28 protein-coding genes are annotated in these 26,284 nt (G+C 72.2%); 9 read left to right on the top strand and 19 right to left on the bottom strand.

Features of this window, described 5'->3' with window-relative positions; genetic code table 11:
- Positions 1 to 47 precede the first annotated feature (47 nt).
- From PUR53_RS41760 to PUR53_RS41740, 5 genes are read left to right on the top strand one after another with little or no spacing between them, the layout of a single operon-like run.
- Positions 48 to 1,298 carry an ADP-ribosylglycohydrolase family protein gene (locus PUR53_RS41760; protein ID WP_329912169.1) on the top strand — a complete coding sequence of 417 codons (1,251 nt, stop codon included), beginning with the start codon at positions 48 to 50 and terminating at the stop codon, positions 1,296 to 1,298.
- On the top strand, positions 1,295 to 2,491 hold the full coding sequence (locus PUR53_RS41755; protein ID WP_329912052.1) for an ADP-ribosylglycohydrolase family protein: 1,197 nt from the start codon (positions 1,295 to 1,297) through the stop codon (positions 2,489 to 2,491). The genes PUR53_RS41760 and PUR53_RS41755 overlap by 4 nt, the downstream gene beginning before the upstream one ends.
- Positions 2,488 to 3,960 (top strand): ADP-ribosylglycohydrolase family protein, encoded by a 1,473-nt coding sequence (locus PUR53_RS41750; protein WP_329912051.1) that lies wholly within the window; start codon positions 2,488 to 2,490, stop codon positions 3,958 to 3,960. Before PUR53_RS41755 ends, PUR53_RS41750 begins: the two co-directional genes overlap by 4 nt.
- The gene (locus PUR53_RS41745; protein ID WP_329899031.1) at positions 3,957 to 5,174 is read left to right on the top strand and encodes a CaiB/BaiF CoA transferase family protein; all 1,218 of its coding nucleotides are present in this window, start codon (positions 3,957 to 3,959) and stop codon (positions 5,172 to 5,174) included. The genes PUR53_RS41750 and PUR53_RS41745 overlap by 4 nt, the downstream gene beginning before the upstream one ends.
- Positions 5,171 to 6,025: an HpcH/HpaI aldolase/citrate lyase family protein gene (locus tag PUR53_RS41740; RefSeq protein WP_329912050.1), complete on the top strand. Its 855-nt coding sequence runs from the start codon at positions 5,171 to 5,173 to the stop codon at positions 6,023 to 6,025. Before PUR53_RS41745 ends, PUR53_RS41740 begins: the two co-directional genes overlap by 4 nt.
- A 324-nt stretch (positions 6,026 to 6,349) precedes the next feature.
- Here PUR53_RS41740 and lgt read toward each other — a convergent pair whose 3' ends face one another.
- The 11 genes from lgt to hisI form a co-directional block, all read right to left on the bottom strand.
- Positions 6,350 to 7,348, bottom strand: a complete 999-nt coding sequence (lgt, locus tag PUR53_RS41735) for a prolipoprotein diacylglyceryl transferase (protein ID WP_329912049.1) — start codon at positions 7,346 to 7,348, stop codon at positions 6,350 to 6,352.
- Positions 7,349 to 7,465: 117 nt separating this feature from the next.
- Positions 7,466 to 8,242 (bottom strand): thioredoxin domain-containing protein, encoded by a 777-nt coding sequence (locus PUR53_RS41730; protein ID WP_329899028.1) that lies wholly within the window; start codon positions 8,240 to 8,242, stop codon positions 7,466 to 7,468.
- A gap of 128 nt (positions 8,243 to 8,370) precedes the next feature.
- Positions 8,371 to 9,189, bottom strand: coding sequence for a tryptophan synthase subunit alpha (gene trpA / locus PUR53_RS41725; RefSeq protein WP_329899027.1), 819 nt, complete (start codon positions 9,187 to 9,189; stop codon positions 8,371 to 8,373).
- A complete protein-coding gene (gene trpB, locus PUR53_RS41720) occupies positions 9,186 to 10,475 on the bottom strand; it encodes a tryptophan synthase subunit beta (RefSeq protein WP_329912048.1) in 1,290 nt (429 codons plus the stop codon). The genes trpA and trpB overlap by 4 nt, the downstream gene beginning before the upstream one ends.
- A gap of 201 nt (positions 10,476 to 10,676) precedes the next feature.
- Positions 10,677 to 10,868 carry a tryptophan biosynthesis modulator TrpM gene (gene trpM, locus PUR53_RS41715; RefSeq protein ID WP_329899319.1) on the bottom strand — a complete coding sequence of 64 codons (192 nt, stop codon included), beginning with the start codon at positions 10,866 to 10,868 and terminating at the stop codon, positions 10,677 to 10,679.
- A gap of 75 nt (positions 10,869 to 10,943) precedes the next feature.
- On the bottom strand, positions 10,944 to 11,753 hold the full coding sequence (gene trpC / locus PUR53_RS41710; protein WP_319235418.1) for an indole-3-glycerol phosphate synthase TrpC: 810 nt from the start codon (positions 11,751 to 11,753) through the stop codon (positions 10,944 to 10,946).
- A gap of 189 nt (positions 11,754 to 11,942) precedes the next feature.
- The gene (locus PUR53_RS41705; protein ID WP_329912047.1) at positions 11,943 to 12,386 is read right to left on the bottom strand and encodes a DUF2752 domain-containing protein; all 444 of its coding nucleotides are present in this window, start codon (positions 12,384 to 12,386) and stop codon (positions 11,943 to 11,945) included.
- Between the two features lie 79 nt (positions 12,387 to 12,465).
- Positions 12,466 to 12,744, bottom strand: coding sequence for an HGxxPAAW family protein (locus tag PUR53_RS41700; RefSeq protein WP_329912046.1), 279 nt, complete (start codon positions 12,742 to 12,744; stop codon positions 12,466 to 12,468).
- A gap of 175 nt (positions 12,745 to 12,919) precedes the next feature.
- Positions 12,920 to 13,564 carry a TIGR02234 family membrane protein gene (locus PUR53_RS41695; protein ID WP_329912045.1) on the bottom strand — a complete coding sequence of 215 codons (645 nt, stop codon included), beginning with the start codon at positions 13,562 to 13,564 and terminating at the stop codon, positions 12,920 to 12,922.
- A gap of 317 nt (positions 13,565 to 13,881) precedes the next feature.
- Positions 13,882 to 15,360: an anthranilate synthase component I gene (locus tag PUR53_RS41690; RefSeq protein ID WP_329912044.1), complete on the bottom strand. Its 1,479-nt coding sequence runs from the start codon at positions 15,358 to 15,360 to the stop codon at positions 13,882 to 13,884.
- A gap of 11 nt (positions 15,361 to 15,371) precedes the next feature.
- Positions 15,372 to 15,827 carry a phosphoribosyl-AMP cyclohydrolase gene (gene hisI, locus PUR53_RS41685; protein WP_329912043.1) on the bottom strand — a complete coding sequence of 152 codons (456 nt, stop codon included), beginning with the start codon at positions 15,825 to 15,827 and terminating at the stop codon, positions 15,372 to 15,374.
- A 181-nt stretch (positions 15,828 to 16,008) separates the two neighbouring features.
- Between hisI and PUR53_RS41680 the strand changes: the two genes are divergently transcribed.
- Positions 16,009 to 16,644, top strand: a complete 636-nt coding sequence (locus tag PUR53_RS41680; protein ID WP_329912042.1) for a TIGR03085 family metal-binding protein — start codon at positions 16,009 to 16,011, stop codon at positions 16,642 to 16,644.
- Positions 16,645 to 16,752: 108 nt separating this feature from the next.
- On the opposite strand, the gene hisF is transcribed toward PUR53_RS41680, so the two are convergent.
- From hisF to hisD, 8 genes are read right to left on the bottom strand one after another with little or no spacing between them, the layout of a single operon-like run.
- Entirely contained in the window at positions 16,753 to 17,508 is a 756-nt protein-coding gene (hisF, locus tag PUR53_RS41675) for an imidazole glycerol phosphate synthase subunit HisF (protein WP_329899020.1), read from the bottom strand.
- Between the two features lie 55 nt (positions 17,509 to 17,563).
- Complete coding sequence (locus tag PUR53_RS41670) at positions 17,564 to 17,956, bottom strand: RidA family protein (protein WP_086802851.1); 393 nt, start codon at positions 17,954 to 17,956, stop codon at positions 17,564 to 17,566.
- Complete coding sequence (gene priA, locus PUR53_RS41665) at positions 17,953 to 18,678, bottom strand: bifunctional 1-(5-phosphoribosyl)-5-((5-phosphoribosylamino)methylideneamino)imidazole-4-carboxamide isomerase/phosphoribosylanthranilate isomerase PriA (protein ID WP_192362382.1); 726 nt, start codon at positions 18,676 to 18,678, stop codon at positions 17,953 to 17,955. Before priA ends, PUR53_RS41670 begins: the two co-directional genes overlap by 4 nt.
- Before the next feature lie 2 nt (positions 18,679 to 18,680).
- Complete coding sequence (gene hisH, locus PUR53_RS41660; protein WP_329899019.1) at positions 18,681 to 19,346, bottom strand: imidazole glycerol phosphate synthase subunit HisH; 666 nt, start codon at positions 19,344 to 19,346, stop codon at positions 18,681 to 18,683.
- Positions 19,337 to 19,501, bottom strand: a complete 165-nt coding sequence (locus PUR53_RS41655) for a hypothetical protein (RefSeq protein ID WP_033528086.1) — start codon at positions 19,499 to 19,501, stop codon at positions 19,337 to 19,339. Before PUR53_RS41655 ends, hisH begins: the two co-directional genes overlap by 10 nt.
- Positions 19,498 to 20,091 carry an imidazoleglycerol-phosphate dehydratase HisB gene (hisB, locus tag PUR53_RS41650; protein WP_329899018.1) on the bottom strand — a complete coding sequence of 198 codons (594 nt, stop codon included), beginning with the start codon at positions 20,089 to 20,091 and terminating at the stop codon, positions 19,498 to 19,500. Before hisB ends, PUR53_RS41655 begins: the two co-directional genes overlap by 4 nt.
- Complete coding sequence (locus PUR53_RS41645; RefSeq protein ID WP_329899017.1) at positions 20,088 to 21,197, bottom strand: histidinol-phosphate transaminase; 1,110 nt, start codon at positions 21,195 to 21,197, stop codon at positions 20,088 to 20,090. The genes hisB and PUR53_RS41645 overlap by 4 nt, the downstream gene beginning before the upstream one ends.
- Entirely contained in the window at positions 21,194 to 22,516 is a 1,323-nt protein-coding gene (gene hisD, locus PUR53_RS41640) for a histidinol dehydrogenase (protein ID WP_329912041.1), read from the bottom strand. Before hisD ends, PUR53_RS41645 begins: the two co-directional genes overlap by 4 nt.
- Positions 22,517 to 22,698: 182 nt before the next feature.
- On the opposite strand from hisD, the gene PUR53_RS41635 reads away from it, so the two are divergent.
- From PUR53_RS41635 to PUR53_RS41625, 3 genes are all read left to right on the top strand, one after another.
- Complete coding sequence (locus PUR53_RS41635) at positions 22,699 to 24,282, top strand: oxidoreductase (protein WP_329899016.1); 1,584 nt, start codon at positions 22,699 to 22,701, stop codon at positions 24,280 to 24,282.
- 171 nt (positions 24,283 to 24,453) lie between these two features.
- A complete protein-coding gene (locus PUR53_RS41630; protein WP_329912040.1) occupies positions 24,454 to 25,464 on the top strand; it encodes a hypothetical protein in 1,011 nt (336 codons plus the stop codon).
- Positions 25,465 to 25,534: 70 nt separating this feature from the next.
- Positions 25,535 to 26,275, top strand: coding sequence for an LON peptidase substrate-binding domain-containing protein (locus PUR53_RS41625; protein WP_329899014.1), 741 nt, complete (start codon positions 25,535 to 25,537; stop codon positions 26,273 to 26,275).
- The last annotated feature ends 9 nt before the right edge of the window (positions 26,276 to 26,284 follow it).

Below are 26,284 nucleotides of genomic sequence, written 5' to 3'. Positions count from 1 at the left end.
TCGCGCCCGCTCGCCCGGTCTCGGCGGAGCCGCTCACCCACGGAGCGGTGGCCGTCGGCGGTGGGGGCGCCCCACTGGGGCCATCCGCGGCCGACGACGAAAGTCGCACAGGCGGTGCGGGTGGGAAAACGAAAGCCGAAGGCGGAGCCGAGGCCACGACCCGCACCCCGGACCGCATCGAGGGCCTCCTCCTCGGCCTCGCCGCAGGCGACGCCGCCGGCTGGCCCGCCGCCCGCCACCGCGCCGCCCGCATGCCGGAGTGGACCCGCCGCCTCACCCGCGAACTGGACACCTTCGCCGAGCAGAACGCCACCACCACCCTCCCCGTCCCCATCGCCCTCAACCAACCCCCCGAGCCCCTCCGCCTCGGCCCCTCCGACGACGCGGAATGGGCGGCCTTCGCCGCAGAGGCCCTCCTCCGCGCAGGCGACGCCGCGGCCCTCGGCGACCTCAGCCTGGAACGCCGTACCCGCGCCTCCATCGACCTCTCCTGGAACGCCGTGGCCAGCGAGATCGCCGCCGCCGCCGAACGCGCCCCCGAGGTCGAGTCCGCCGTACTCCCCCTGCGCGCCCGTATCTCCGTACGCGCCGGTCTCGGCAACCTCGCCACCGGCCTGCGCCCGCCCGCCACCGGCCACGACAACCCGCACTACTTCGACGACGCGGCCTGCGTCCGCGCCTGCGTCCTGGCGGTGGCCCACCCGGGCGACCCCCGACGCGCCGCCGACCTCGCCGAGTTCGACGCCCGGTACACCCAGGACGGCGACGGCGTGCACGGCGCCCGCGCGATGGCAGCGGCGCTCGCGCTGGCGCTCACCGGCGCGGACGTCGACGACTGCGCCGCCGCGGCCCTGGCCGAGCTCCCCGCCGAGACGGAGATCGGCCGCAACGCCCGCCACGCCCTCGACCTCGCCCACCGCCACAAAAAAGAAGGAACATTCGCTCTGGTCCCGCTCCTCGAACACCAGATCGTCGACCACGTCTACAGCTACGGCATCGCCGCCGCCGAGACCGTCCCCGTGGCCCTCGCCCTGGCCACCGCCGCCCGCGGCCGGATCGCCGAGGCCGTCCCCGCCGCCGCCTGCCTCTCCCGGGTGGCCGACTCCGCCCCCGCCCTCGCCGGCGCCCTGACCGGAGCACTCGGCGGCGGCACCGCCATCCCCGACACCTGGCGGGACGCCTGCCGCACCCTCTCCGGCTGCGCCCTCCCCCGCCTCACCGGCACCGACCTCGTCCACCTCGCCGAACTTCTCGGTACAGCGGAACTCCCCACCACCCCCGGCGTTAGCCGGGCATGACGCCCGCATCGCATCCCGCCCCCGTCCCGGCGCCCTCCCCCACGGCCGCTTCGGACGCCACGCTCGACGAACGCATCACCGGCGCCCTCGTCGGCGCCGCCGTGGGCGACGCCCTCGGCGGCCCGGTGGAGGGCTACACCCCGGAGCAGATCCTCGAACGCCACGGCGGCCGTGTGCACGGTGTCGTCGGGCCGTGGAACGGCGACGAGTGGCGCACCGCCCGCCCGATCGCCCCTTACCACAAGGGCGACGGCCACGTCACCGACGACACCTTGATGACCCATGCGCTCGTCCGGGTGTACGACCGCGTACGCGACCACCTCGACGCGTACGCCGTCGCCGAGCACCTGGTGCCGGACATGATGACAACCCCGCGCTGGATCCCCGAGCTGGAGGCCGAGGCCCTCCCCCTCCAACGGGTCTTCCTCGCCGAGAAGTGGCTGGTGGCCCGTATCCACTACGGCCACATCGACCCCCGCGAGGCGGGCACCGGCAACATCGTCAACTGCGGTGCCGCGATGTACATGGCCCCCGTCGGCCTGGTCAACGCGGCCGACCCGCCCGGCGCGTACGCCGAGGCGCTCGACATCGCGGGCGCCCACCAGTCGTCGTACGGCAGGGAGGCGGCGGGCGTGTTCGCGGCGGCGGTCGCCGCGGCGTGCGCGCCGGGCGCTACGGCGGAGTCGGTGGTCGAGGCCTGCCTCGCCCTGGCGAAGGACGGCACCCGCGCGGCGATCGAGTCGGTGTGCGAAGTGGCCCGCCGTCATACGGACTTCGAGTCGGCGCTGCGGCCGCTCCGCGAGGCGGTCACCCCGTTCGACACGGTCGGCCCCGACTACCGCGCCCCCTCCCTCGGCGCCCGCCGCCCTTCCCGCCTCCACGCCATCGAGGAACTCCCCATCGCGCTCGGCATGTTGCTCGTGGCCGGCGGCGACTACCGCCACGCGGTGCTGGGTTCGGTGAACTACGGCCGCGACTGCGACTCCATCGCCACGATGTCCGGCGCCGTCGCCGGCGCGCTGGGCTCGGAGGTCCCGTCCGACTGGGCCAAGACGGTGGCGGAGGCGAGCCGCCTGGACCTGCACGCCCCCGCCAGGACACTGACGGAGGTCACCCTGCGGATCCACGACCAGGACCTACGCCGCCGTCGCGCCCACGAGTCCGCCTTCGCCGCCCTGGCGCACGTCCGGTGACCCCCCTGCGTCTGACCTGGGTGCAGCCCGAGGACCTCCTCGGCCACGAACTCCACCAGGCCCGCCAGGACGGCCGCGAGCCCTCGGCCGTCGCCGCCCGCTGGCGTGCCGCGGGCGGCCCCCCGGCCCCCCTCCGCGCCGGCGCGTCCCCCCACCGGGTGTCCCGCTACCTCCGCCAACTCGCCGAAGACCTCCTGGACGAACTGGCGGACCTGCCGAGCGCGTTGCGGGACGACGAGCCGACGGACCTCAGCAGCATCAAGGCGCTGTGCCCGCACTGGCCCACCGAGCCCATCCGGCCGCCCGAGCCCACGCACCCGACCGAGCGCCCGGCTCCGACCGAGCAGTCCCACCCCGCTCAGCCCGCCTCCACCCCACCGGCGCGGGCCCGCGCCACCTTCCCCGCCCCGGCCACCTACACGCGACGCCTCGAAGCCGCCTGGCTCGGCCGCTCCGCCGGCTGTCTCCTCGGCAAACCCGTCGAGAAACTCCCCCTCTCCGCCATCCGCCGACTCGCCGCCGTCACCGGCAACTGGCCCCTCACCACCTGGTTCACCGCCCGAGGCGTCCCCCAGGAACTCCTCACCGCCCACCCCTGGAACCGCCGCTCGGCCCCCACCTCCCTCGCCGAGAACATCGACGGCATGCCCGAGGACGACGACCTCAACTACCCCCTGCTCAACCTCCTCCTCCTGGCCCGCCACGGCCGGGACTTCACCACCGCCGACGTGGCCGCCCTCTGGCTCGACGAACTCCCCGCGGGCCGCACCTTCACCGCCGAACGCGTCGCCTACCGCAACCTCCTCACCGGCATCGAGCCACCCCACACCGCCCGCCACCGGAACCCGTTCCGCGAATGGATCGGCGCCCTGATCCGGGCCGACGTCCACGGCTGGACCAACCCCGGCGACCCGGCGTCCGCGGCCGAACAGGCCCACCGGGACGCCACCCTCACCCACACCGCCAACGGCGTCTACGCGGCGATGTTCGTCGCGGCCACCATCGCCGAGGCGGCCACCGGCACCCACGACATCCACCAGTGCCTGCGCACCGGCCTGACGGTCGTCCCCCCGCACTCCCGCCTCGCGCGAGCGATCACCCACGCCCTCCGACTCACCGCCGCCACCGGGGACTTCGACACGATCGTCGACGAACTCCACGCCACCTACGCGGACCACCACTGGGTCCACGCCATCCCCAACACCGCCCTGCTCACCGCCGCCCTCACCCACGCGGACGGCGACTACACGGCCTCCATCTGCCGCGCGGTGTCCGGCGGTTGGGACACCGACTCCAACGGTGCGACGGCGGGCAGCATCGCGGGCCTCCTCACCGGCTCCCCGGACGCGCTCCCCGACCGCTGGACCGCCCCCCTCAAGAACCGCCTGGCCACCTCGATCGCCGACTTCAACGGCATCGGCTTCGACACCCTGGCCCACCTCACCCTCCGGGAGACCCCCCACCCATGACCCAGGCGCCACCCCCGACCCAGGCATACGACCCTCCACTCGGCCACCTCCGCGTCCTCGACCTCGCCACCCTCTTCGCGGGCCCCCTCGCCGCCACGATGCTCGGCGACTTCGGCGCGGAGGTCATCAAGGTCGAGCACCCCACGAAACCTGACCCGTCCCGGGGCCACGGCCCGTCGAAGGACGGTGTGGGCCTGTGGTGGAAGCTGCTGGGCCGCAACAAGCGCACCCTGACGCTGAACCTCTCCACCCCCGGCGGCCGGGACACGCTCCTGCGCCTCGCCGCCACCGCCGATGTGATCATCGAGAACTTCCGTCCCGGCACCCTGGAGAAATGGGGCCTGGGCTGGGAGGAGCTGTCGGCGGCGAACCCCGGTCTGGTCCTCGCCCGGGTCACCGGCTTCGGCCAGTTCGGCCCGTACGCGCACCGCCCCGGCTTCGGCACGCTCGCCGAGGCCATGAGCGGGTTCGCCGCGATCACCGGCGAGCCGGACGCCCCACCGGTCCTGCCGCCCTTCGGCCTCGCCGACTCCATCGCGGGCCTCGCGACGGCGTACGCGGTGATGACCGCGCTCGCCGCGCGTGACCGTACCGGACAGGGGCAGACGGTCGACATGGCGATCATCGAGCCGATCCTCACCGTCCTCGGCCCCCAGCCCCTCTGGTACGACCAGCTGGGCCACGTCCAGCCCCGGACGGGCAACCGCTCCGCGAACAACGCGCCCCGCAACACGTACCGCACGGCGGACGGCTCCTGGGTGGCGGTCTCCACGTCGGCCCAGTCGATCGCGGAACGGGTGATGCGCCTGGTCGGACGGCCCGAGCTGATCGACGAACCCTGGTTCGGTTCGGGGGCGGAGCGGGCCGGGAACGCGGACGTCCTGGACGAGGCGGTCGGCGCGTGGATCGCCCGTCACACCCGGGAGGAAGTGATCGAGGCGTTCGAGAAGGCGGAGGCGGCGGTGGCCCCCATCCAGGACGTACGGGAGGTGATGGCCGACCCCCAGTACCGGGCCCTGGACACGATCACCACCGTCGACGACCCCGACCTCGGCCCCCTGCGCATGCAGAACGTCCTCTTCCGCCTCTCCGCCACCCCCGGCGCGATCCGCTGGGCGGGCCGTCCGCACGGCGCCGACACGGACTCGGTCCTGACCGAACTGGGCCTGTCCGGACCGGAGATCGAGACCCTCCGCCGGGAGGGCGCCCTGTGACCCCTCGGTCGTCCACCTCCTTCCCCCTGACCTGGCTGTACGTCCCCGGCGACCGCCCGGAGGTGGTCACCAAGGCGCTGGCCTCCGGCGCGGAGGTGGTGATCGTGGACCTGGAGGACGCGGTGGCCCCCGACCGCAAGGCCTACGCCCGCGCGGCCACCGCCGAACTCCTCTCGACCCCGCCGCCCGTGCCGGTCCACGTGCGCGTCAACGCCCTGGGCACCCCGGACGCCGAGGAGGATCTCGAGACCCTCGCTCCGCTCCCCGGGCTGACCGCCCTCCGCCTCCCGAAGATCACGTCCCCCGACGAGGTGGCGCGGGTCGCGGAACGGACCGCGCCGGCCGAGGGAGGTGCGGTCGCCCTGTACGCCCTCCTCGAATCGGCCCTCGGCGTGGAACGGGCGTACGACATCGCCACCGCGCACCCCGCCCTCCGGGGCATCGCCCTCGGTGAGGCGGATCTCCGCGCCGACCTGGGCGTCAGCGACGACCGGGCCCTCGACTGGCCGCGCTCCCGGGTGATCCTCGCCGCCCGTGCCGCCGGTCTCCCGTCGCCCGCGCAGTCGATCTACCCGGACACGAGAGATCTGGAGGGCCTGGCGGCCACGTCGGCGCGCGGGCGCGCGCTCGGCTTCCTGGGCCGTGCCGCCATCCATCCCCGTCAGCTGCCGGTGATCGAACGCGCCTACACTCCCACTGCCCAGGAGGTGGAGTCGGCCGAGCGGACGCTCAGGGCGGCGACCATGACGGCCGGGGCACAGGCTCTTCCCGACGGGCACTTCATCGACCCGGCCGTGGTCGCGGCGGCGCGCAGAACCCTGACCCTTGCGGCCCGCCCCAGCAGGCTTTGAACGCCCCCGCCGCCCCTCCCGTCCCATCCCAGGGGCAGCGCCCCTTCGACCCCCAGACGTCCGCCCGGTGGGGGCTGATCGCGCAGTTCCCCGCGCCCCTGAAAAGCAGGGGCTGCGCCCCGTGCTTTTCAGGGCCGTCGCCGGTCGCCTTTCAGGGCCGCGGGGGCCTGGTCTTTTAGGGGCGCGGGGAACTGCGCCAGAAGCCCCACCGGACCCGCACCCGACGACGCACCCCAGTCACCCCGAACCAAAAACCCACCCGCCCCCGAAGGGACAGGTGGGTAAGCACCACAGCAACCGAATCAACCGAACCAACAGTCGCGGTCAGCTCTTCTCCGCCGACTCGGGCTCCTTCTTCACGCCCCCACCGCCGGAGGCCCCCGCGTCCTTCTTCTTCTCCTCGCCATCAGCCTCGGCCGAAGACTCCCCCGACTTCGACTGCGACTCCGACTTGGCCTCCGCGCCCCCGACCACCGCGGCAGCACCCTCGTCCCCGTCACCGTCGGAGACCCCCGGCTCGACGATCTCCTCCCGCCCCGGCCGCTTGCGGGCCGACAGGACGAGGTAGATCACGGCGAGGACGAAGACGAACAGCGCGGTCCAGTTGTTGAGGCGCAGGCCGAGGATGTGGTGGGCCTCGTCGACCCGCATGTACTCGATCCAGAACCGCCCCGCGCAGTACGCGGCGACGTACAGCGCGAACGCCCGCCCGTGCCCGAGCTTGAACCGGCGGTCCGCCCAGATGACGAGGAGCGCGACGCCGATGCACCACAGCGACTCGTAGAGGAAGGTCGGGTGGTACGTGCCCGGCAGCCGGCCGTCCGTGGAGGACGTGATCTCCACGGCCCACGGCAGATCCGTCGGCTTGCCGTACAGCTCCTGGTTGAACCAGTTGCCCCAGCGCCCGATCGCCTGGGCGAGGGCGATCCCGGGCGCCACGGCGTCGGCGTACGCGGGCAGCGGGATGCCGCGTCGGCGGCAGCCGATCCACGCCCCCACCGCGCCGAGGGCGATCGCGCCCCAGATGCCGAGGCCGCCCTCCCAGACCTTGAAGGCGTCCACCCAGTCACGGCCCTCGCTGAAGTACAGCTCGTAGTCCGTGATCACGTGGTAGAGCCGCCCGCCGATGAGGCCGAAGGGCACGGCCCAGACGGCGATGTCGGCGACCGTTCCGGCCCGTCCGCCCCGCGCGACCCAGCGTTTGTTGCCGAGCCAAACGGCTACGAAGACACCGATGATGATGCAGAAGGCGTAGCCGCGCAGCGGGACGGGACCGAGGTACAGCACCCCGCGCGACGGGCTGGGAATGTAGGCAAGTTCCATGGCAGGGTCGACGCTACCCTGCCGGGCCCGGCCGACGGCGGGCGGCCCGGCAACGGGTCCATAACGCCGTACCCCAACTACCTTGACGCCCCACGGCCCCCGCGCGGAGCCCCCGTCTCAGCCGGCGGCCCTGGCCTCCACCATCTGCTTCAGCTTGGCGGGGGTCATGGACTGGTCCGCGTAGATGTTGGTGCCGTTGAGGAAGACGCTCGGCGTGCCGGAGAAGCCGCCCTTCTGGAAGGCCTCGTTCGACTTGGCGACCCAGCTGTTGTGCTTGCCCTCCTCCACACAGGTGCGGAAGGCGGCGGTGTCCAGCCCGTCCACCTTCTTCGCCAGGTCGAACAGCTTGGTCTCGCTCGCGAAGGCGTCGTCCGTCTCGGGCGGCTGGTTCTCGTAGAGCACGTCGTGGTACGCGGGGAACCTGCCCTCGTTCTGTGCGCACGCCGCGGCGCCCGCGGCCTTGCGGGAGCCGCTGCCGCCCATGTTGCCGTCGATCAGGGTGGCGAGGTGGTACTCGACCTTCAGCTTTCCGGCCTCGGTCAGTTCGTGGATCGTCGAGCGATAGGCGTCCTCGAAGGACTTGCAGGCCGGGCAGCGGAAGTCCTCCCACACGGAGAGGGTCGATTTGGCGCCGGCGTCGCCGACGGGGATCGCGAGGCTGTCCTCGCCGTTCGCCCCCGAGGGCGCGACGACCGGGCCCGAGGCGTCGGACTCGTCGTCCTTGCCCGCGTTCGCCGCCACGACGCCGATCACGGCGGCCAGCCCCAGTACGCACACCACGGAGGCACCCACGATCAGCACCCGACGGCGCTTCTCGGCGGCCTTCTGCTTCTCGCGCTCCTCCGCCAGCCGTTCCCGGGCGGTGCGCTTTCCCTCACGGTTCTTCTCGCTCACATCCCGCAGAACGAACCGGGGAGGCGCTCAGCGCCTCCCCGATCCCACTTCCACCCGTTCGAGTGAGCGGGTTGCCCGTTACGTCCAGCCGTCCCCGTACGACAAACAGGTGAACGTCACAAGCTCCCTCACGCGCTCCGGCGTACGCCCTTCGCGAGGTCGCCCGCCAGTTCCCGGACCGCGTCCAGGCCGGCCGCCTCGTCGGGCGCGTCCAGCATCCGCTTCACGAACGCGGAGCCCACGATCACACCGTCGGCGAATCCGGCGACCTCGGCGGCCTGCTCGGCGTTGGAGACGCCGAGGCCGACGCAGACCGGCAGGCCCGACCCCGTGGCCCGGGTGCGTTCCACCAGGTCCTGGGCCTGCGCGCCCACCGACTCCCGGGTGCCCGTGACCCCCATCAGCGAGGCCGCGTAGACGAAGCCGCTGCCCGCGGCAGTGATCTCCGCGAGCCGGGCGTCCTTGCTGCTGGGCGCGACGACGAACACCGTGCCGAGGCCGTGCTTCTCCGCGTGCTCCCTCCACAGCGCCGACTCCTGGACAGGCAGGTCGGGCAGGATGCAGCCCGCGCCGCCCGCCTCCGCGAGCTCGGCCGTGAAGCGCTCGACGCCGTAGCGGTCGATGGGGTTCCAGTACGTCATGACGAGCACCGGCTTCCCGGTGGCCTCGTACGCCTCACGGACCGTACGCATCACGTCCGCGATCTTGACGCCGCCCCGCAGGGCGATGTCGTCGGCGGTCTGGATGACGGGTCCGTCCAGGACCGGGTCGCTGTGCGGCAGACCGACCTCGACGACGTCCGCGCCGCCCTCGAAGACCGCCTTGATCGCGGCGATACCGCCGTCGACGGTCGGGAACCCGGCCGGCAGATAGGCGATCAGCGCGGACCGCCCCTCCGCCTTGGCGGCGGCGAGGGTGTCGCTCAACAGCTGGATGTTGCCGCTCACTTGGCGTCCCCTTCGATCTCGGCGAGATCGGCCGCGTCGGCGGCGACCTCGGCGTCGGCGCCCTCGTCGTACAGGCCGAAGTAGCGCGCGGCCGTGTCCATGTCCTTGTCGCCGCGCCCGGACAGGTTGACGACGATCAGCCCGTCCTTGCCCAGTTCCCTGCCGACCTCCAGGGCCCCGGCGAGCGCGTGGGCGCTCTCGATGGCCGGGATGATGCCCTCGGTGCGCGACAGCAGACGCAGCGCCTGCATGGCCGCGTCGTCGGTGACCGCGCGGTACTCGCCCCGGCCGCTGTCCTTGAGGTAGGAGTGCTCGGGGCCGATGCCCGGGTAGTCCAGACCCGCCGAGATCGAGTAGGGCTCGGTGATCTGGCCCTCCTCGTCCTGGAGGACGTACGAGCGCGAGCCGTGCAGGATGCCCGGCTCCCCGGCGGTCAGCGTCGCCGCGTGCTCACCGGTCTCGATGCCGTGCCCGGCCGGCTCGCAGCCGATGAGGCGTACGTCGGTGTCCGGGATGAAGGCGTGGAAGAGCCCGATGGCGTTCGATCCGCCGCCGACGCAGGCGACGGCCGCATCGGGCAGCCGTCCGGCGCGTTCGAGGATCTGCTGCCTGGCCTCGACGCCGATGACCCGGTGGAAGTCGCGGACCATGGCGGGGAAGGGGTGGGGGCCGGCCACGGTCCCGAAGAGGTAGTGGGTGCGGTCGACGTTGGCGACCCAGTCCCGGAACGCCTCGTTGATGGCGTCCTTGAGGGTGCGGGAGCCGGACTTCACGGCGACGACCTCGGCGCCGAGCATGCGCATCCGAGCGACGTTGAGGGCCTGCCGCTGGGTGTCGATCTCGCCCATGTAGATGGTGCAGTCGAGGCCGAAGAGCGCGCAGGCCGTGGCGGTGGCGACGCCGTGCTGGCCCGCTCCCGTCTCGGCGATCACCCGGGTCTTGCCCATGCGCTTGGTGAGCAGGGCCTGCCCGAGCACGTTGTTGATCTTGTGAGACCCGGTGTGGTTCAGGTCCTCGCGCTTGAGGAAGACCCGCGCTCCCCCGGCGTGCTCGGCGAACCGGGGCACCTCGGTGAGCGAGCTGGGCCGGCCGGTGTAGTGGACGAGCAGATCGTCGAGCTCGCGTGCGAACTCGGGATCGTGCTTCGCCTTGTCGTACTCCACGGCGACCTCGTCCACGGCGGCGACCAGCGCCTCCGGGATGAACTTGCCGCCGAACGCGCCGAAGTACCCCTCGGCGCTGGGGACTTGACCCTCGGGGTCAGGAATGAAGAACTCACTGGACATGCGACTACCTCGCAGGGGCAGGGCCCCGTCGTCGGTCGGACTATGACTCACAGCGATCACGTACGCGCACGCCGCCCTCGCGCCCCCGCCGAGACGGCGAGTGACCACGACGGCGATGATCGGTGGTACCGAACCGGTCGTCTCCACCCTCACCCGCCGCCGGGGACGCGACACCCGGCGGTCAGCGAAGGGAAACGCGGCTCAGCTGCCCGCAGGCGTCCGCGTACGTGTCCTGGGCCATCGCATGCCGTTCACCTGACCCGGCTCGTCACCGATGACATAGCGGACCCGGCGCCCGTGGACACGACGGGCGGGCGCCCGGCAGCCACGGGGACGGCACCCGCGCGCGAGGCGGGCGTAGGGGTCCCTGGGTGTCATGGTGATCGAGAACATCGGGGCACAGCCTACCGGCACCGCCTCACCCGTGTGGGCGACACCGGTCACGGCCGTGCGGTCGGTCATGCCGGGTCAGCTCCGGCCGTGCCGCAGCGCCGGGTGCTCGCCCGCGGCCACCAGGTCGGCGACGGCGGTCCTGGGGTCCTTGCCGGTGACGAGGGACTCGCCCACGAGGACCGCGTCGGCGCCGGCGTTGGCGTAGGCGATGAGGTCGTGCGGGCCACGGACGCCGGACTCGGCGATCTTGACGATGGAGTCCGGGATCTCGGGGGCGACGCGCTCGAAGGTGGTGCGGTCGACCTCGAGGGTCTTGAGGTTGCGGGCGTTGACGCCGATCACACGGGCGCCGGCGTCGACCGCGCGCTCGACCTCGTCCTCGTCGTGGACCTCGACGAGCGGGGTGAGCCCGATGGACTCGGCGCGCTCGATCAGCGACTCCAGCGCCGGCTGGTCGAGGGCCGCGACGATCAGCAGCGCCACGTCGGCGCCGTACGCCCGCGCCTCCCACAGCTGGTACGAGGTGACGATGAAGTCCTTGCGCAGGACGGGGATGTCCACGCGGGCGCGGACGGCCTCCAGGTCGGCCAGCGAGCCGCCGAAGCGGCGCTGTTCGGTGAGGACGGAGATGACGGCCGCGCCGCCCGCCTCGTAGTCGGCCGCGAGCCCGGCCGGGTCGGCGATCGCGGCGAGCGCGCCCTTGGAGGGGCTGGAACGCTTGACCTCGCAGATCACCTTGACGCCGTCGCCGCGCAGCGCGGCCGCGCCGTCCTTGGCCGCCGGAGCCTTCGCCGCGCGCTCCTTGAGCTCGTCGAGGCTGACGCGCGCCTGCCGCTCCGCGAGGTCGGCACGGACTCCGTCGATGATCTCGTCGAGCACACTCACGCGAGCGGCCCCCTTTCAGACGGTGAAACGGTGGAAACGGCAAAAATCAGTGACAACCTTTGACGGTCATGTATTGACAGTCGAGCGGTTCTCAGGGTTCAGGCGGTTCACTGCGATGGTATCCGGAGGAGGGCGTAGGGCTCGCATCCGGTTGACGACGGTCCCATTACCTGGACGTTCGCCTGTTGATCAAGGGTGGAGCCAGCCACCGAACGGCAGGTTCCGGACAACCGTGAAGACCAGCGCCAATGCGCCGAGCGACCACATCTGAACGGTCCCGAACCGAAGCCGCAGGGGTCGTCCGCGCGCCACCTGGACCACCCAAACGGTCCACAGCACCGCGAATCCCAGGAACCCCGCGACGGCCAGCGCGTTGTCGGTGAGCGCGGTCGCGAGGTCGCCGTGCGCGAAGGCGTGCGCGCTGCGCAGACCGCCGCAGCCGGGGCAGTAGAGGCCGGTGAAGCGCCACAGCGGGCAGACCGGGTAGTGGCCGGGTTCGTTGGGGTCGACGGCCGCGACGTACGCGAAGGCGCTGCCGACGACGGTGAGCGCCGCGGCGGGCACCCAGAGGCCGCGGAGCGCGCGGCCCCGCTGCGGCGCGGTCGGTGCGGTCTCGGCGTTCACACACCGCATTCTGCCCCGCGCGGGCCGTACACGCGCACGAGGGGCGGCCCGGCGGTTCGATCCCGCCGGGCCGCCCCTCCCACGGACGTCAGCTCTGGACGGCGGCCGGCTCGGTGGTCGACGTGGCCGCGCTGCCGGAGCGCACCGCCGCCTTCTCGTACACGGCGTGCGCGTCCTTGGGCTGGCCCATGCCCATGGCGCGCATGACCATGCCGACGACGCCGCCGAGGACGACGATGACCATGCCGGCCCAGAATCCCAGCGGCTGGGCCATCACCATGTAGGCGCCCGAGACGCAGAAACCGATGAAGGCGATGGTGACGCCGGTCCAGGCGGCCGGGGTGTGACCGTGGCTGCTGCCCGCCATGACTTGCTCCTCGTTGTTCATTGCGTCGTGCTCGATGCGTGACGCTCGATGCCTGTGCTGAGTCGGACGCTCGTCGTCCATTGTTCCGTACGGGTACGGGTGCCATGAGCGGGGGTGTCCACTCTCACGTTCCCGGATCCGTTCGTGCGGCCCGCGCGTCCGTGCCGAGCGGACCTCAGGCGGGGTCGTGTCCCGTCGGGTCCTCGCCCCGGTCCAGGGCCTTCCACATGTCCTCGGGCCGGTCGGGGTCGACCGGCCTGGCCTTGCGGGGCTGGGGGGTGCCGTCGCGTTCGTAGCGGCCGGACATCGTGGGCCACTGCCGTCCGTAGCGCAGGGCGAGCAGTCCGGCGAGCAGGATGAGCGCGCCGCCGACGGCCGCGACGTACGGCCAGCCGGTGTGGCTGAGCGCGTCGACGGTCGCGCCACTGTCGCCGGAGGCCTCGGCCGCCTTGTCGTCGAGCGCCGCGCTGTCGTACGCCCCGAGCAGCGCCGCGGCGACGGTGCCCGCGCCGGAGAGGGCGAGCAGGGCGGCGACCAGGACGCGCCCGGACCGGCGTACGGCGAAGACGGCGACGAGCGCGGCGAGGCCCACCACGGCGAGGGACGCCGGGACGCCCGTGACGTCGCTGCCCTTGGCGGTCAGCGGGAAGGGGCCGCCGGCCACCGTGATGGTGCCCTCCGACCAGCGCTGCCGGGTGGCGAGCAGCACGACGGCCGCGCCGAGGGCACCGCTGAGCAGGGCCAGGGCGAGGCTGCGCCGACCGGAGCGGGCGGACGCGGGTTCGGAACGGGGGTGAGGTACGGCGGTCACGTACCCCACTATCGCCTGAGCCCCGGGTGGGTTGTCACCCGGGGCTCTTCGGAAACCTCCGGAGATTACTCACACGAACAGGTGAAGTAGAGGTCCCCTCGCAGCAAGGGCCCGACCAGTCGTGTTTCCTGGCAGGAATCCGGGCTGGTTCCAACCCGGCTGGTGTTGAGCGCGTAGGACCTGGCCTCTCGCTGAGTAGCCGGGCGGCGTGAGCCAGAAATCCCCTTGGGCTCCACAAGGGGAGGGTTCAAGTGAGAAGCGCCCTATGGCACATCTGAAGAGGGGCACGTGCTGCCGACCGCGTCATCCGGCGGGTCGGCAGCGCCCTACTGCCCCAGTCGGTTGGCCGTGTGCACCGCCCTCAGGACCGCTGCCGCCTTGTTGCGGCATTCGGTGTCCTCGGCGACGGGGTCGGAGTCGGCGACGATGCCGGCGCCGGCCTGGACGTAGGCCGTGCCGTCCCGGAGGAGGGCCGTGCGGATGGCGATGGCGGTGTCGGAGTCCCCGGCGAAGTCGAGGTAGCCGACGCAGCCGCCGTACAGGCCCCGGCGGGAGGGCTCCAGCTCGTCGATGATCTGCATCGCGCGCGGCTTGGGGGCCCCGGAGAGGGTGCCGGCGGGGAAGCAGGCGGTGAGGACGTCGAAGGCGGTACGGCCCGGCGCGACCCGGCCGGTGACGGTGGAGACGATGTGCATGACGTGCGAGTACCGCTCGACGGACATGAAGTCGACGACCTCGACCGAGCCCGGTTCGCAGACCCGGCCCAGGTCGTTGCGCCCGAGGTCGACGAGCATCAGGTGCTCGGCGCGCTCCTTGGGGTCGGCGAGCAGTTCGTCGGCGAGGGCCTGGTCCTCCTGCGGGGTGGCGCCCCGGTGCCGGGTGCCGGCGATGGGGTGGACCATGGCCTGTCCGTCCTCGACCTTGACCAGGGCCTCGGGGGAGGAGCCGACGACGTCGAAGCCGTCGAAGCGGAACAGGTACATGTACGGGGAGGGGTTGGTGGCCCTCAGGACGCGGTAGACGTCCAGCGCGCTTGCCGTGCACGGGGTTTCGAAGCGCTGGGAGGGGACGACCTGGAAGGCCTCGCCGGCCCGGATGCGCTCCTTGATGTCCTCGACGGCCTCCTGGAAGTCGGGGCCGCCCCACAGCGCGGTGTACTCGGGCAGCTCGGACGGCGGGAGGGCCGCCGGGGGCTGGGCGACGGGCCGGGCGAGGTCGGCCTCCATGGCGTCGAGGCGGGCGATCGCGTCGGCGTGGGCCTCGTCGACGCCGGTGTCCAGGTCGTTGTGGTTGATGGCGTTGGCGATCAGCAGGACCGAGCCCTCCCAGTGGTCCATGACCGCCAGGTCGCTGGTCAGCAGCATGGTCAGCTCGGGGAGCTTCAGGTCGTCCCGCTCGCCGGGGCCGATCTTCTCCAGGCGGCGCACGATGTCGTAGCCGAGGTAGCCGACCATCCCGCCGGTGAAGGGCGGCATGCCCTCCTGGTGCGGGGTGTGGAGCGTCTCGATGGTGGCGCGCAGGGCGGCGAGGGGGTCCCCGTCGACGGGGACACCGACGGGCGGGGTGCCGAGCCAGTGTGCCTGGCCGTCGCGGGCGGTGAGGGTGGCGTGGCTGCGGACGCCGACGAAGGAGTAGCGGGACCACGAACGGCCGTTCTCCGCGGACTCCAGCAGGAAGGTGCCGGGGCGCTCGGCGGCGAGCTTGCGGTAGAGCCCGACGGGGGTGTCGCCGTCGGCGAGGAGCTTGCGGCTGACGGGGATGACCCGACGGTCGGTGGCCAGCTTGCGGAACGTCTCGAGGTCCATGGCGGCTGACCTTACTGATCCGGTGTCGGTACGTCGGAATCGGCGGCGCCCGGGGCGCCTTCCACGGCTTTGAGCACGTCCTCGTCGAAGCAGGTGCGGTCGCCGGTGTGGCAGGCGGCGCCGATCTGGTCGACCTTGACGAGGAGGGTGTCGGCGTCGCAGTCCAGGGCGACGGACTTCACCCACTGGAAGTGGCCGGAGGTGTCGCCCTTGACCCAGTACTCGCGGCGGCTGCGCGACCAGTAGGTGCAGCGCCCGGTGGTGAGGGTGCGGTGCAGGGCCTCGTCGTCCATCCAGCCGAGCATGAGCACCTCACCGGTGTCGTACTGCTGGGCGATGGCGGGCAGGAGCCCGTCGGCGCCGCGCTTGAGGCGGGCGGCGATCTCGGGGTCCAGCGCGCCGGCGGTGCCGGGGCCGGTGGGGGCTCCGGGACCGAGGGGGCTGCTGGAGGACGGCGTGCTGGTCATGCGTGCCATTGTGCCGCGCCGCGCCGACCGGCCTCGTCCGTTGTCCACAGGCCGGACCTGTTTGTCATACGAAATGCCACGCCGGCCGGGCGCCCGTGCCTCCCCCCGTCCCAGGAGGCTCGTTCCACCTCGGCCGGACCTGCGCTGGGCGCGGCGGTGGCACGGTCGTAGGCTGGCTGACATGTCGACCCATGCCAAGCGTGAACGGCTTCTCTTCGCCGACCTGTTGGAGACCGCGGGCCCCGAGGCCCCCACCCTGTGCGAGGGCTGGACGACCCGTGACCTGGCCGCGCACGTGGTGGTGCGCGAGCGCCGCCCCGACGCCGCCGGGGGCATCCTCATCAAGCAGCTCGCGTCCCGCCTGGACCGGGTGATGGAGGAGTTCGCCGCGAAGCCGTACGAGGAGCTGATCCAGCTCGTGCGGACCGGTCCGCCGCGTTTCTCGCCCTTCTCCCTCAAGCAGATCGACGAGGCCTCGAACACGATCGAGTTCTACGTCCACACCGAGGACATCCGCCGGGCCCGGCCCGAGTGGACCCCGCGTGAGCTCGACCATGTCTTCCAGGACGCCCTGTGGTCCCGTCTCGAGCGCACCGCCCGTCTCATGGGCCGTGGCTCCCCCACCGGCCTGGTCCTGCGCCGCCCCGACGGCCGGACGGCGGTGGCCCATCGCGGCACCCCGGTGGTCACCGTCACCGGCGAGCCCTCCGAGCTGCTGCTGTTCCTGTACGGCCGCCAGCAGGTGGCCGACGTGGAGTTGGACGGCGAGAAGGAGGCGATCGCCAAGCTGCACGAGACGAAGCAGCTGGGGATCTGAGCCCAGTCGCGGTGTGCGCGCCCCGGCGGGGGTCCCGGCCACCTGGTGATCGTCGATGTAAGCCCCGGTCACCAGGTGGCCGGGGCTTACATCGACGGTCCGGAGGTGTCACCGGACGGGGTGACCGGCCCCCCGCAGCGCGTCCTTGACCTCGCCGATGCGCAGGTCGCCGAAGTGGAAGACGGAGGCGGCGAGGACGGCGTCGGCGCCCGCCTCGATGGCCGGGGAGAAGTCGGCGAGCTTGCCGGCGCCGCCGGAGGCGATGACCGGGACGGTCACGTGCCCCCGGACGGCGGTGATCATCTCCAGGTCGTAGCCGTCCTTGGTGCCGTCGGCGTCCATCGAGTTGAGCAGGATCTCGCCGGCGCCCAGCTCGGCGGCGCGGTGGGCCCACTCGACGGCGTCGATGCCGGTGCCCTTGCGGCCGCCGTGGGTGGTGACCTCGAAGGAGCCGGAGTCGGTGCGGCGCGCGTCGACCGACAGGACCAGCACCTGGCGGCCGAACCGCTCGGCGATCTCGCGGATCAGGTCGGGGCGCGCGATCGCCGCCGTGTTGACGCCGACCTTGTCGGCGCCGGCCCGCAGCAGCTTGTCGACGTCCTCTGCGGTACGGACACCGCCGCCGACGGTCAGCGGGATGAAGACCTGCTCGGCGGTGCGGCGCACCACGTCGTAGGTGGTCTCGCGGTTGCCCGACGAGGCGGTGATGTCCAGGAACGTCAGCTCGTCGGCGCCCTCGGCGTCGTACACCTTCGCCATCTCGACGGGATCGCCCGCGTCGCGCAGGTTCTGGAAGTTGACACCCTTGACGACCCGGCCGTTGTCCACGTCCAGGCAGGGGATGACTCGGACCGCCAGGGTCATGAATCCACGGCTCCTTAGAAAAACCCAGTAAGGCTGGGCCAGGCTCGACGGGGGCCTAGCCCCGGAATGCTTCGATCTCCACTTCGACCAGGATGCGCGGGTCGACGAAACCCTCCACGACCAGCAGGGTCGCGGCCGGACGCACCGGGTCGAAGATCTCCTTGTGGGCCCGCCCCACGGCCTCCACGTCCCGCATGTGCGTCAGGTACATCCGCGTGCGGATCACGGACGCGGCGCCGAGCCCGAACTCGCCGAGCGCCTCGACCGCGCTGGTGAAGGCCACCTTGGCCTGCTCGTAGGGGTCGCCCTCCCCATGGAGCACATCGCCCTTGAAGGCCGTGGTGCCCGCCACCAGGACGCGGTCGCCCGCCGCGACGGCGCGCGCGAAACCGAAGGACTCCTCCCAGGGACTCCCGCTCTGCACCCGCCGTACGGCATCGGACGTCATGACGACACAGCCTCCAGAGCCTCTTCCAGGGTGAACGCCTTCGCGTACAGGGCCTTCCCGACGATGGAGCCCTCGACACCGAGGGGCACCAGCTCGGCGATGGCCCGCAGGTCGTCGAGGGAGGAGACTCCGCCGGAGGCGACGACCGGGCGGTCGGTGGCCGCGCAGACGTTCCTCAGCAGCTCCAGGTTCGGGCCCTGGAGGGTGCCGTCCTTGGCGATGTCCGTGACCACGTACCGCGCGCAGCCCTCCTTGTCGAGGCGCTCCAGCGTCTCGTAGAGGTCGCCGCCGTCGCGGGTCCAGCCGCGGCCCTTCAGCGTCGTGCCGCGTACGTCGAGGCCGACGGCGATCCTGTCGCCGTGCTCGGCGATGACCTTGGCGACCCACTCGGGGGTCTCCAGGGCGGCGGTGCCGAGGTTGACCCGGGTGCAGCCGGTGGCCAGGGCCTTCGCCAGGGAGGCGTCGTCCCGGATGCCGCCGGACAGCTCGACCTTGATGTCCATGGCCCGGGTGACCTCGGCGACCAGGTCCCGGTTGTCGCCGGTGCCGAACGCGGCGTCCAGGTCGACCAGGTGCAGCCACTCGGCGCCCGCGCTCTGCCAGGCGAGCGCGGCCTGGAGCGGGGAGCCGTAGGAGGTCTCCGTGCCGGACTCGCCGTGGACGAGCCGGACCGCCTGGCCGTCACGGACGTCGACGGCGGGGAGGAGTTCGAGCTTTGCCATGGCTACAGGGTTCCGATCCAGTTGTTCAGCAGCTGCGCTCCGGCGTCGCCGGACTTCTCGGGGTGGAACTGCGTGGCCCACAGGGCGCCGTTCTCCACGGCCGCCACGAACGGCTTGCCGTGCGTGGACCAGGTGACCTTGGGCGTGGTGAGGGTCGGGTTGTGCGTCTCCAGGGTCCAGTCGTGGACGGCGTAGGAGTGCACGAAGTAGAAGCGGGCGTCGGCGTCGAGGCCGGCGAACAGTTCGGTGCCTGCCGGGGCGTCGACGGTGTTCCAGCCCATGTGGGGCACGATCTCGGCCTGGAGCGGCTCGACCGCGCCGGGCCACTCGTCGAGGCCCTCGGTCTCCACGCCGTGTTCGATGCCGCGCGCGAACAGGATCTGCATCCCGACGCAGATGCCCATCACCGGGCGGCCGCCGGAGAGGCGCCGGTCGATGATCCAGTCGCCGCGCGCCTCCTTGAGGCCCTTCATGCAGGCGGCGAAGGCGCCGACGCCGGGCACCAGCAGCCCGTCGGCGTTCATGGCCTTGTCGAAGTCACGTGTTATCTCGACCTCGGCGCCGGTGCGGGCGAGGGCGCGCTCGGCGGACCTCACGTTCCCGAAGCCGTAGTCGAAGACGACGACCTTCTTGGACGCGTTGTTCTTGGACGCGGTGCTCAATTCCACACCTCCAGCCGCAGGATGCCCGCGACGAGGCACATCGCGGCGCCGATCGAGAGCAGCGTGATGAGGCTCTTCGGCATCTGCTGCTTGGCGAACGAGATGATCCCGCCGACCAGGAAGAGGCCGACGACGATCAGGACGGTGGACAGCCCGTTCACAGCGCGCCCTTCGTGGAGGGCAGGATGCCGACCGCGCGCGGGTCGCGCTCGGAGGCGTAGCGCAGCGCCCGGGCGAGCGCCTTGAACTGGCATTCGACGATGTGGTGGGCGTTGCGCCCGTACGGCACGTGGACGTGCAGCGCGATCTGGGCCTGGGCGACGAAGGACTCCAGGATGTGCCGGGTCATCGTGGTGTCGTACTCGCCGATCATCGGCGCCATCTTCTCGGGCTCGGTGTGCACGAGGTAGGGGCGGCCGGAGAGGTCGACGGTGACCTGGGCGAGGGACTCGTCCAGCGGGACCGTGCAGTTGCCGAAGCGGTAGATGCCCACCTTGTCGCCGAGGGCCTGCTTGAAGGCGGCGCCCAGCGCGAGGGCGGTGTCCTCGATGGTGTGGTGGGAGTCGATGTGCAGGTCGCCGTCGGTCTTCACGGTCAGGTCGAACAGACCGTGCCGGCCGAGCTGGTCGAGCATGTGGTCGTAGAAGCCGACCCCGGTGGAGATCTCCGTCCGGCCGGTGCCGTCGAGGTTGATCTCGACGAGGACCGACGTCTCCTTCGTCGTCCGCTCTATGCGTCCTACGCGGCTCATGCGTTCTGCTCCTTCTTGAGTTCACGGACCGCGTCGAGGAACGCGTCGTTCTCTTCGGGGGTGCCGGCGGTGACCCGGAGCCAGCCCGGTACTCCGTTGTCCCGGACCAGGACACCCCGGTCGAGGATCCTCTGCCACACGGTGTGGGAGTCGTCGAAGCGGCCGAACTGCACGAAGTTGGCGTCGGACGCGGTGACCTCGTAGCCGATCGCCAGCAGTTCCTCCACCAGCCGGTCCCGCTCCGACTTCAGCTGCTCGACGTACTTCAGCAGTGTGCCGGTGTGCTCCAGGGCGGCGAGGGCGGTCGCCTGGGTGACGGCCGACAGGTGGTACGGCAGCCGGACCAGTTGGACGGCGTCCACGACCGCCGGGTGGGCGGCGAGGTAGCCGAGGCGCAGTCCCGCCGCGCCGAACGCCTTCGACATCGTGCGCGAGACGACGAGGTTCGGGCGGCCCTCGATGAGGGGCAGCAGCGAGTCGCCGTGGCTGAACTCGATGTACGCCTCGTCGACCACGACGAGCGACGGCTTCGCCGTCTGCGCGGCCTCGTACAGCGCGAGGACGGTCTCGGCCGGGACGGCGGTGCCCGTGGGGTTGTTGGGGGTGGTGATGAAGACGACGTCGGGCCGGTGCTCGGCGATCGCCTTCTCGGCGGCGGCGAGGTCGATCGTGAAGTCGTCGTTGCGGGGGCCGGAGATCCATTCCGTGCCGGTGCCGCGGGAGATCAGGCCGTGCATCGAGTACGAGGGCTCGAACCCGATCGCGCTGCGGCCGGGCCCGCCGAAGGTCTGCAGCAGCTGCTGGATGACCTCGTTGGAGCCGTTGGCGGCCCACACGTTGGCGAGGCCGACCTCGTGGCCGGAGGTGTCCGTCAGGTACGCGGCGAGCCGGGTGCGCAGTTCCACGGCGTCCCGGTCGGGGTAGCGGTTGAGGTTCCGGGCCGCCTCGCGCACCCGCTCGGTGATCCGCTCGACCAGCGGCTCGGGCAGCGGGTACGGGTTCTCGTTGGTGTTCAGGCGTACGGGGACGTCGAGCTGGGGCGCGCCGTAGGGGCTCTTGCCGCGCAGTTCGTCCCGTACGGGGAGATCGTCGATTCCGAAGCTCACTTGCCAGGTACCTTCCAGCCGAACCTTGCCTTGATCGCCGCGCCGTGCGCGGGGAGGTTCTCCGCCTCCGCCAGCGTCACCACGTGGTGCGCGACCTCGGCCAGCGCGTCCTCGGTGTAGTCGACGATGTGGATGCCGCGCAGGAAGGACTGGACGGACAGGCCGGAGGAGTGGCAGGCGCAGCCGCCGGTGGGGAGCACGTGGTTGGAGCCGGCCGCGTAGTCGCCCAGCGAGACCGGGGCCCAGGGGCCGATGAAGATCGCGCCCGCGTTGACGACGCGCTCGGCGACGGCGGCGGCGTCGGCCGTCTGGATCTCCAGGTGCTCGGCGCCGTAGGCGTTGACGACGCGCAGGCCCTCGTCGACGCCGTCGACCAGCACGATCGCGGACTGGCGGCCCGCGAGAGCCGGGCGGATGCGGTCCTCGATGTGCTTGGTGGCCTCGACCTGCGGCTGGAGCTCCTTCTCGACCGCGTCGGCGAGCGCGACGGAGTCCGTGACGAGCACGGCGGCGGCGAGCGGGTCGTGCTCGGCCTGGCTGATCAGGTCGGCGGCGACGTGCACGGGGTCGGCGGTGTCGTCGGCGAGGACCGCGATCTCGGTCGGGCCGGCCTCGGAGTCGATGCCGATGACGCCGGTGAAGTACCGCTTGGCGGCGGCCACCCAGATGTTGCCCGGCCCGGTGACCATGGGGGCGGGCGGGCAGGACTCGGTGCCGTAGGCGAACATCGCGACGGCGGTGGCGCCGCCGGCCGCGTAGACCTCGTCGACGCCGAGCAGGGCGCAGGCGGCCAGGATCGTGGGGTGCGGCAGCCCGTCGAACTCGGCCTGCGCCGGCGAGGCGAGCGCGATGGAGGGGACACCGGCCTCCTGCGCCGGGACCACGTTCATGATCACGGACGAGGGGTAGACGGACCGGCCGCCGGGGGCGTAGAGGCCGACGCGCTCGACCGGCACCCACTTCTCGGTGACGGTGCCGCCGGGCACGACCTGGGTGGTGTGGGTGGTGCGGCGCTGCGCGCGGTGAACGGTGCGGGCGCGCCGGATCGACTCCTCCAGGGCGGCGCGGACGGCCGGGTCGAGCTGCTCCAGGGCCTCGGTGAGGGCCTCGGCGGGGACCCGCACGGAGGTCAGGCGTACCCCGTCGAACTTCTCCGCGAAGTCGATCAGCGCCGCGTCGCCCCGATGATGCACGGCCTCGCAGATCGGACGCACCTTCTCCAGGGCGGCCGAGACGTCGAAGTCGGCTCGGGGCAGCAGGTCGCGCAGGGCGGGTCCCTCGGGGAGGGCGTCGCCGCGCAGATCGATTCGGGAGATCACAGGCCCAATTCTCTCAGACCCGCGTCGGCGGCCGTCCACGCGTTCCAATGGCTGATACGGCTCGCGCGGGAACCCGGAAGATCCTCTTCACGTCTAGCGTTCAGGCTGTCACTCAGCGGGCATCACCAGCGTAAACAGTTGCTGGATACACGTGCATGCACAGGACGGGGGAAGGAAGAGTCGTGAGCGAGGGGCCCGGCCTCCGGGACGACGGGGACCTGCCGGAGGACCTGACCGCCGCGGAAGCGGGCATGTGGCAGGCCTTCCGCAACGGCAGCGTGTACGACCTGCGCAACGGGGACGTCGCCGTGGACGATCCGCACGGCGGCCACCCCTGGGGCCCCGAGCGGACCGTGCGGGCCCGGATCGTGGCCTGGTTGCTGCTGGACGGCCCGCCCGCGCTGGCCGGCCGGGTGTCCGCGCTGAAGCTGGTCGGCGTCCAGATCAAGGGTGTCCTGGAGCTCGCGGGCGGCCAGGTGGTGCCGTACGTGGAGATGAAGGGCTGCCGGTTCGAGAAGGAGATCCTGCTGCCGGAGGCCCGGTTCACGACCGTCCGGCTGGTGGACTGCTCGGTGCCCCGGCTGGAGGCCGCCCGGCTGCACACGGAGGGCGATCTGCATCTGCCGCGCTGCCGGTTCCACAACGGGGTGCGGCTGGCGGACGCCCAGATCGGCACCGATCTGCTGCTCAACCAGGCGGTCGTCTACCGCGACCGGCACGGCCGCTCGCTCTCCGCCGACGGGCTGACCGTCGCCCAGGACGTCCAGGCCGAGATGCTGGAGTCGCACGGCGAGCTGAGCCTGCGGGGCGCGACGGTCGGCGCCTCGCTCAGCCTGCGCGGCAGCCGGCTCGCCAACCCCTACGGCCGCCTCGCCCTGAACGCGCCGCAGCTGACCGTCGAGCGCACCCTGTATCTGACCCCGGCCGGCCTCGGCAATCCGCTGCACACCAGCGGCAGCACCCCCGCGCGCGGGACCCGCGTGCAGCGCTTCGAGTGCCAGGGCGGGATCAGACTGGACGACGGGCGGTTCGGGGACTCCGTCGACCTGGAACGGGCCCGGTTCACCTTCACGGACGAACAGGAGCTGTCGCTGCGCCGCGTGCAGGTGCCCGAGCTGCGCTTCCTCGGGGAGAAGCCCGAGCGCGGCAAGGTCGTCCTGTCCGGGGCCCGCGTCGGCGTCCTGATCGACAAGTCGGAGAGCTGGCCCGGCCCGGGCAACCTCCACATGGGCGGCTTCCAGTACGAGACCCTCGTACCGCGCGGCCAGTTCCCGCTGGCCGAACGGCTGGAGTGGGTGGCGGCGGCGACCGCCGAGTACAGCCCGGAGCCGTACGAGCGGCTGGCGACCGTGCTGCGGGCGGGCGGGGACGACGAGGGCGCCCGCGAGGTGCTCCTCGCCAAGCAGCGCCACCGGCGGGAGAACCTGCCGCTCGCGGCCAAGCTCTGGGGGTACGCGCAGGACTGGACGGTCGCGTACGGGTACCGGCCGGGCCGGGCGGCGGTGTGGATGGCGGTGCTGTGGGCGCTCACCTCGTACGCCTTCTCGCACGCCGAGCATCCGCCGATGAAGAGCGGTGAACACCCGGATTGGAACGCGTCCCTGTTCGCCCTGGACCTGCTGCTGCCGGTCATCGACCTCGGCCAGGTCGGCTACTGGCAGCTGGAGAACAGCTGGCAGTGGCTGGCGGCGGTGGTCATCATCCTGGGCTGGATCCTGGCGACGACGGTGGCGGCGGGCGCCACCCGACTTTTGAGCAGGAACTGACCGGTTCCGTATCGGAGTTGACCGACGATTTCGTACTGATCTCCGATTCAGACAACCTGACTCGTCGTCCCTCCGTCTTCACAGCGAACCATCAATCCGCGAAACCACGACGGTGAGCACCCGGCCCGCGAGAGCGGCACCGGGCGAGGCGCAAAAGGGGGGCCAGGCGCCATGGATCCGCTGCGTGCGCTCGTCCGTACGGCCCGGATGGTACGTCACACCTCACGGCTCGCCGTGGGGCTGCCGGCCGACGACGAGGTGCTGCTCGACGCCCCCGACGAGCGGCTCGGGCCCGCGCTGGTGGCGGCCGGCCGCGGTGACCACACCCTGGCGGCGAAGCTGCTGGCGACCACCCGGGAGTCGGCCGAGTGGGAGAACCGCGACCGGTACGCGCTACGGCTGGCCGCGTTCGCCCACGCGCGCGACGCGTGGCTGCGGACCTGGCACCGGGCCGCACCGCACGACCCGGACGTCCTGCTGGTCAGGGCCGAACTGGCGGTGGCCCGCGGCTGGTGCTCCCCCGCCCGGGCCGAACTGCTGCGCGAGGCCGGCCCGTTGATCACGGCGGCGGCCGAGGGCGAGCCGCGCGATCCGGTGCCCTGGCGGATCGCGCTCGACCACGCCCGGGGCACCGGGCTCGACCACACCGGCTTCGAGCGGCTGTGGACGGAGGCGGTCCGCCGCTCACCGCACCACTACGGCTGTCATGTCTCGGCCCTGAAGTACCTGTCCGCCGCGTGGTACGGCTCGCACCGCGAGTGCTTCGACTTCGCCGAGCGGGCCGCCGACGACGCGCTCCCCGGGTCCCTCGTCCGGGCCCTGCCGGTGCGGGCGGCCTTCGCGTACCTTGCCGACGGCGGCGGGGCCGCGATCCCCCGCGCGCGGCTGGACGGGGCGGCGGACGGCGCGATCGCGCTCTCCGCCGAGTACGGCCCCGGCGACCCGTGGCCGGCCGAGGTCCGCAACCTGCTGACCTACGTCCTGGTCCGGCTGGAACGCTGGTCCGACGCCCTGGCCCAGCTGCGCTCGATCGGCCCGTACGCCACGTCGTTCCCCTGGGACCGGGTGTCGGACGATCCGCTGGGCCAGTTCCTCCAGCTGCGGGACGGAGTACGGCTGGAGGTGGCGTGCTCGATCCCGCTGTGCGCGCGGCCGGGGAGGCCGGCGCGGGCCGACGGGTAGCCCTCCCGGGAGGTCACCAAACGAGTACGGACGAACGCGTCCGCCCCGACGACCATTAGGCTCTGGCCTCGTGACCACCGTCCGGCTGCCGCTCTTCCCCCTGAACTCGGTGTTGTACCCGGGGCTCGTGCTTCCTCTGAACATCTTCGAGGAGCGCTATCGCGCCATGATGCGCGAGTTGCTGAAGACCCCCGAGGACCAACCCCGCCGCTTCGCCGTGGTCGCCATCCGCGACGGCCACGAGGTCGCGCCGAGCGCCCCCGGCATGCCGGATCCGACCGCGCTGCCCGACCGGGGCCCCACGGCGGGCTTCGGCGAGGAACCGACGAAGGCGTTCCACTCCGTGGGCTGCATCGCGGACGCGGCCACCATCCGGGAGCGCGACAACGGCACGTACGAGGTCCTCGCGACCGGTACCACCCGCGTGCGCCTGCGCTCGGTGGACACCACGGGCCCGTTCCTGATGGCGGACCTGGAGGAGCTGCCGGAGGAGCCGGGCGACGAGGCGGGCGCGCTCGCCGAGGGTGTCCTGCGGGCGTTCCGCCAGTACCAGAAGCGGCTCGCGGGTGCCCGGGAGCGCTCGCTGTCGACGGGTGCGGACCTGCCCGACGAGCCGGCCGTCGTCTCGTACCTGGTCGCGGCGGCGATGATGCTCGACACGCCCGCCAAGCAGCGGCTCCTGCAGGCCCCCGACACGGCGTCCCGGCTGCGTGACGAGCTGAAACTCCTGCGCGCCGAGTCCGCGATCATCCGTAGTCTGCCGTCGTTGCCCGCGTCGGAACTGACGCGGGGCCCGACGAGCCTCAACTGACGCACACGA

Origin of the sequence: Streptomyces sp. SP18BB07, from assembly GCF_036322545.1 — a bacterium.
GTDB classification, from domain to species: domain Bacteria; phylum Actinomycetota; class Actinomycetes; order Streptomycetales; family Streptomycetaceae; genus Streptomyces; species Streptomyces deccanensis.
This window is presented reverse-complemented; position numbering and strand designations above follow the sequence as displayed.

What these genes read in the sequence shown, in the direction of transcription:
- lgt (WP_329912049.1), bottom strand. Translation starts at nt 7,348, where the DNA reads ATGGAACTTGCCTACATTCCCAGCCCGTCGCGCGGGGTGCTGTACCTC.
- PUR53_RS41755 (WP_329912052.1), top strand. Translation starts at nt 1,295, where the DNA reads ATGACGCCCGCATCGCATCCCGCCCCCGTCCCGGCGCCCTCCCCCACG.
- hisI (WP_329912043.1), bottom strand. Translation starts at nt 15,827, where the DNA reads ATGACCAGCACGCCGTCCTCCAGCAGCCCCCTCGGTCCCGGAGCCCCC.
- trpB (WP_329912048.1), bottom strand. Translation starts at nt 10,475, where the DNA reads ATGTCCAGTGAGTTCTTCATTCCTGACCCCGAGGGTCAAGTCCCCAGC.
- PUR53_RS41670 (WP_086802851.1), bottom strand. Translation starts at nt 17,956, where the DNA reads ATGACGTCCGATGCCGTACGGCGGGTGCAGAGCGGGAGTCCCTGGGAG.
- hisF (WP_329899020.1), bottom strand. Translation starts at nt 17,508, where the DNA reads ATGACCCTGGCGGTCCGAGTCATCCCCTGCCTGGACGTGGACAACGGC.
- PUR53_RS41630 (WP_329912040.1), top strand. Translation starts at nt 24,454, where the DNA reads ATGGATCCGCTGCGTGCGCTCGTCCGTACGGCCCGGATGGTACGTCAC.
- PUR53_RS41705 (WP_329912047.1), bottom strand. Translation starts at nt 12,386, where the DNA reads ATGCGGTGTGTGAACGCCGAGACCGCACCGACCGCGCCGCAGCGGGGC.
- PUR53_RS41680 (WP_329912042.1), top strand. Translation starts at nt 16,009, where the DNA reads ATGTCGACCCATGCCAAGCGTGAACGGCTTCTCTTCGCCGACCTGTTG.
- hisB (WP_329899018.1), bottom strand. Translation starts at nt 20,091, where the DNA reads ATGAGCCGCGTAGGACGCATAGAGCGGACGACGAAGGAGACGTCGGTC.
- priA (WP_192362382.1), bottom strand. Translation starts at nt 18,678, where the DNA reads ATGGCAAAGCTCGAACTCCTCCCCGCCGTCGACGTCCGTGACGGCCAG.
- trpM (WP_329899319.1), bottom strand. Translation starts at nt 10,868, where the DNA reads ATGTTCTCGATCACCATGACACCCAGGGACCCCTACGCCCGCCTCGCG.
- PUR53_RS41745 (WP_329899031.1), top strand. Translation starts at nt 3,957, where the DNA reads ATGACCCAGGCGCCACCCCCGACCCAGGCATACGACCCTCCACTCGGC.
- PUR53_RS41690 (WP_329912044.1), bottom strand. Translation starts at nt 15,360, where the DNA reads ATGGACCTCGAGACGTTCCGCAAGCTGGCCACCGACCGTCGGGTCATC.
- PUR53_RS41700 (WP_329912046.1), bottom strand. Translation starts at nt 12,744, where the DNA reads ATGGCGGGCAGCAGCCACGGTCACACCCCGGCCGCCTGGACCGGCGTC.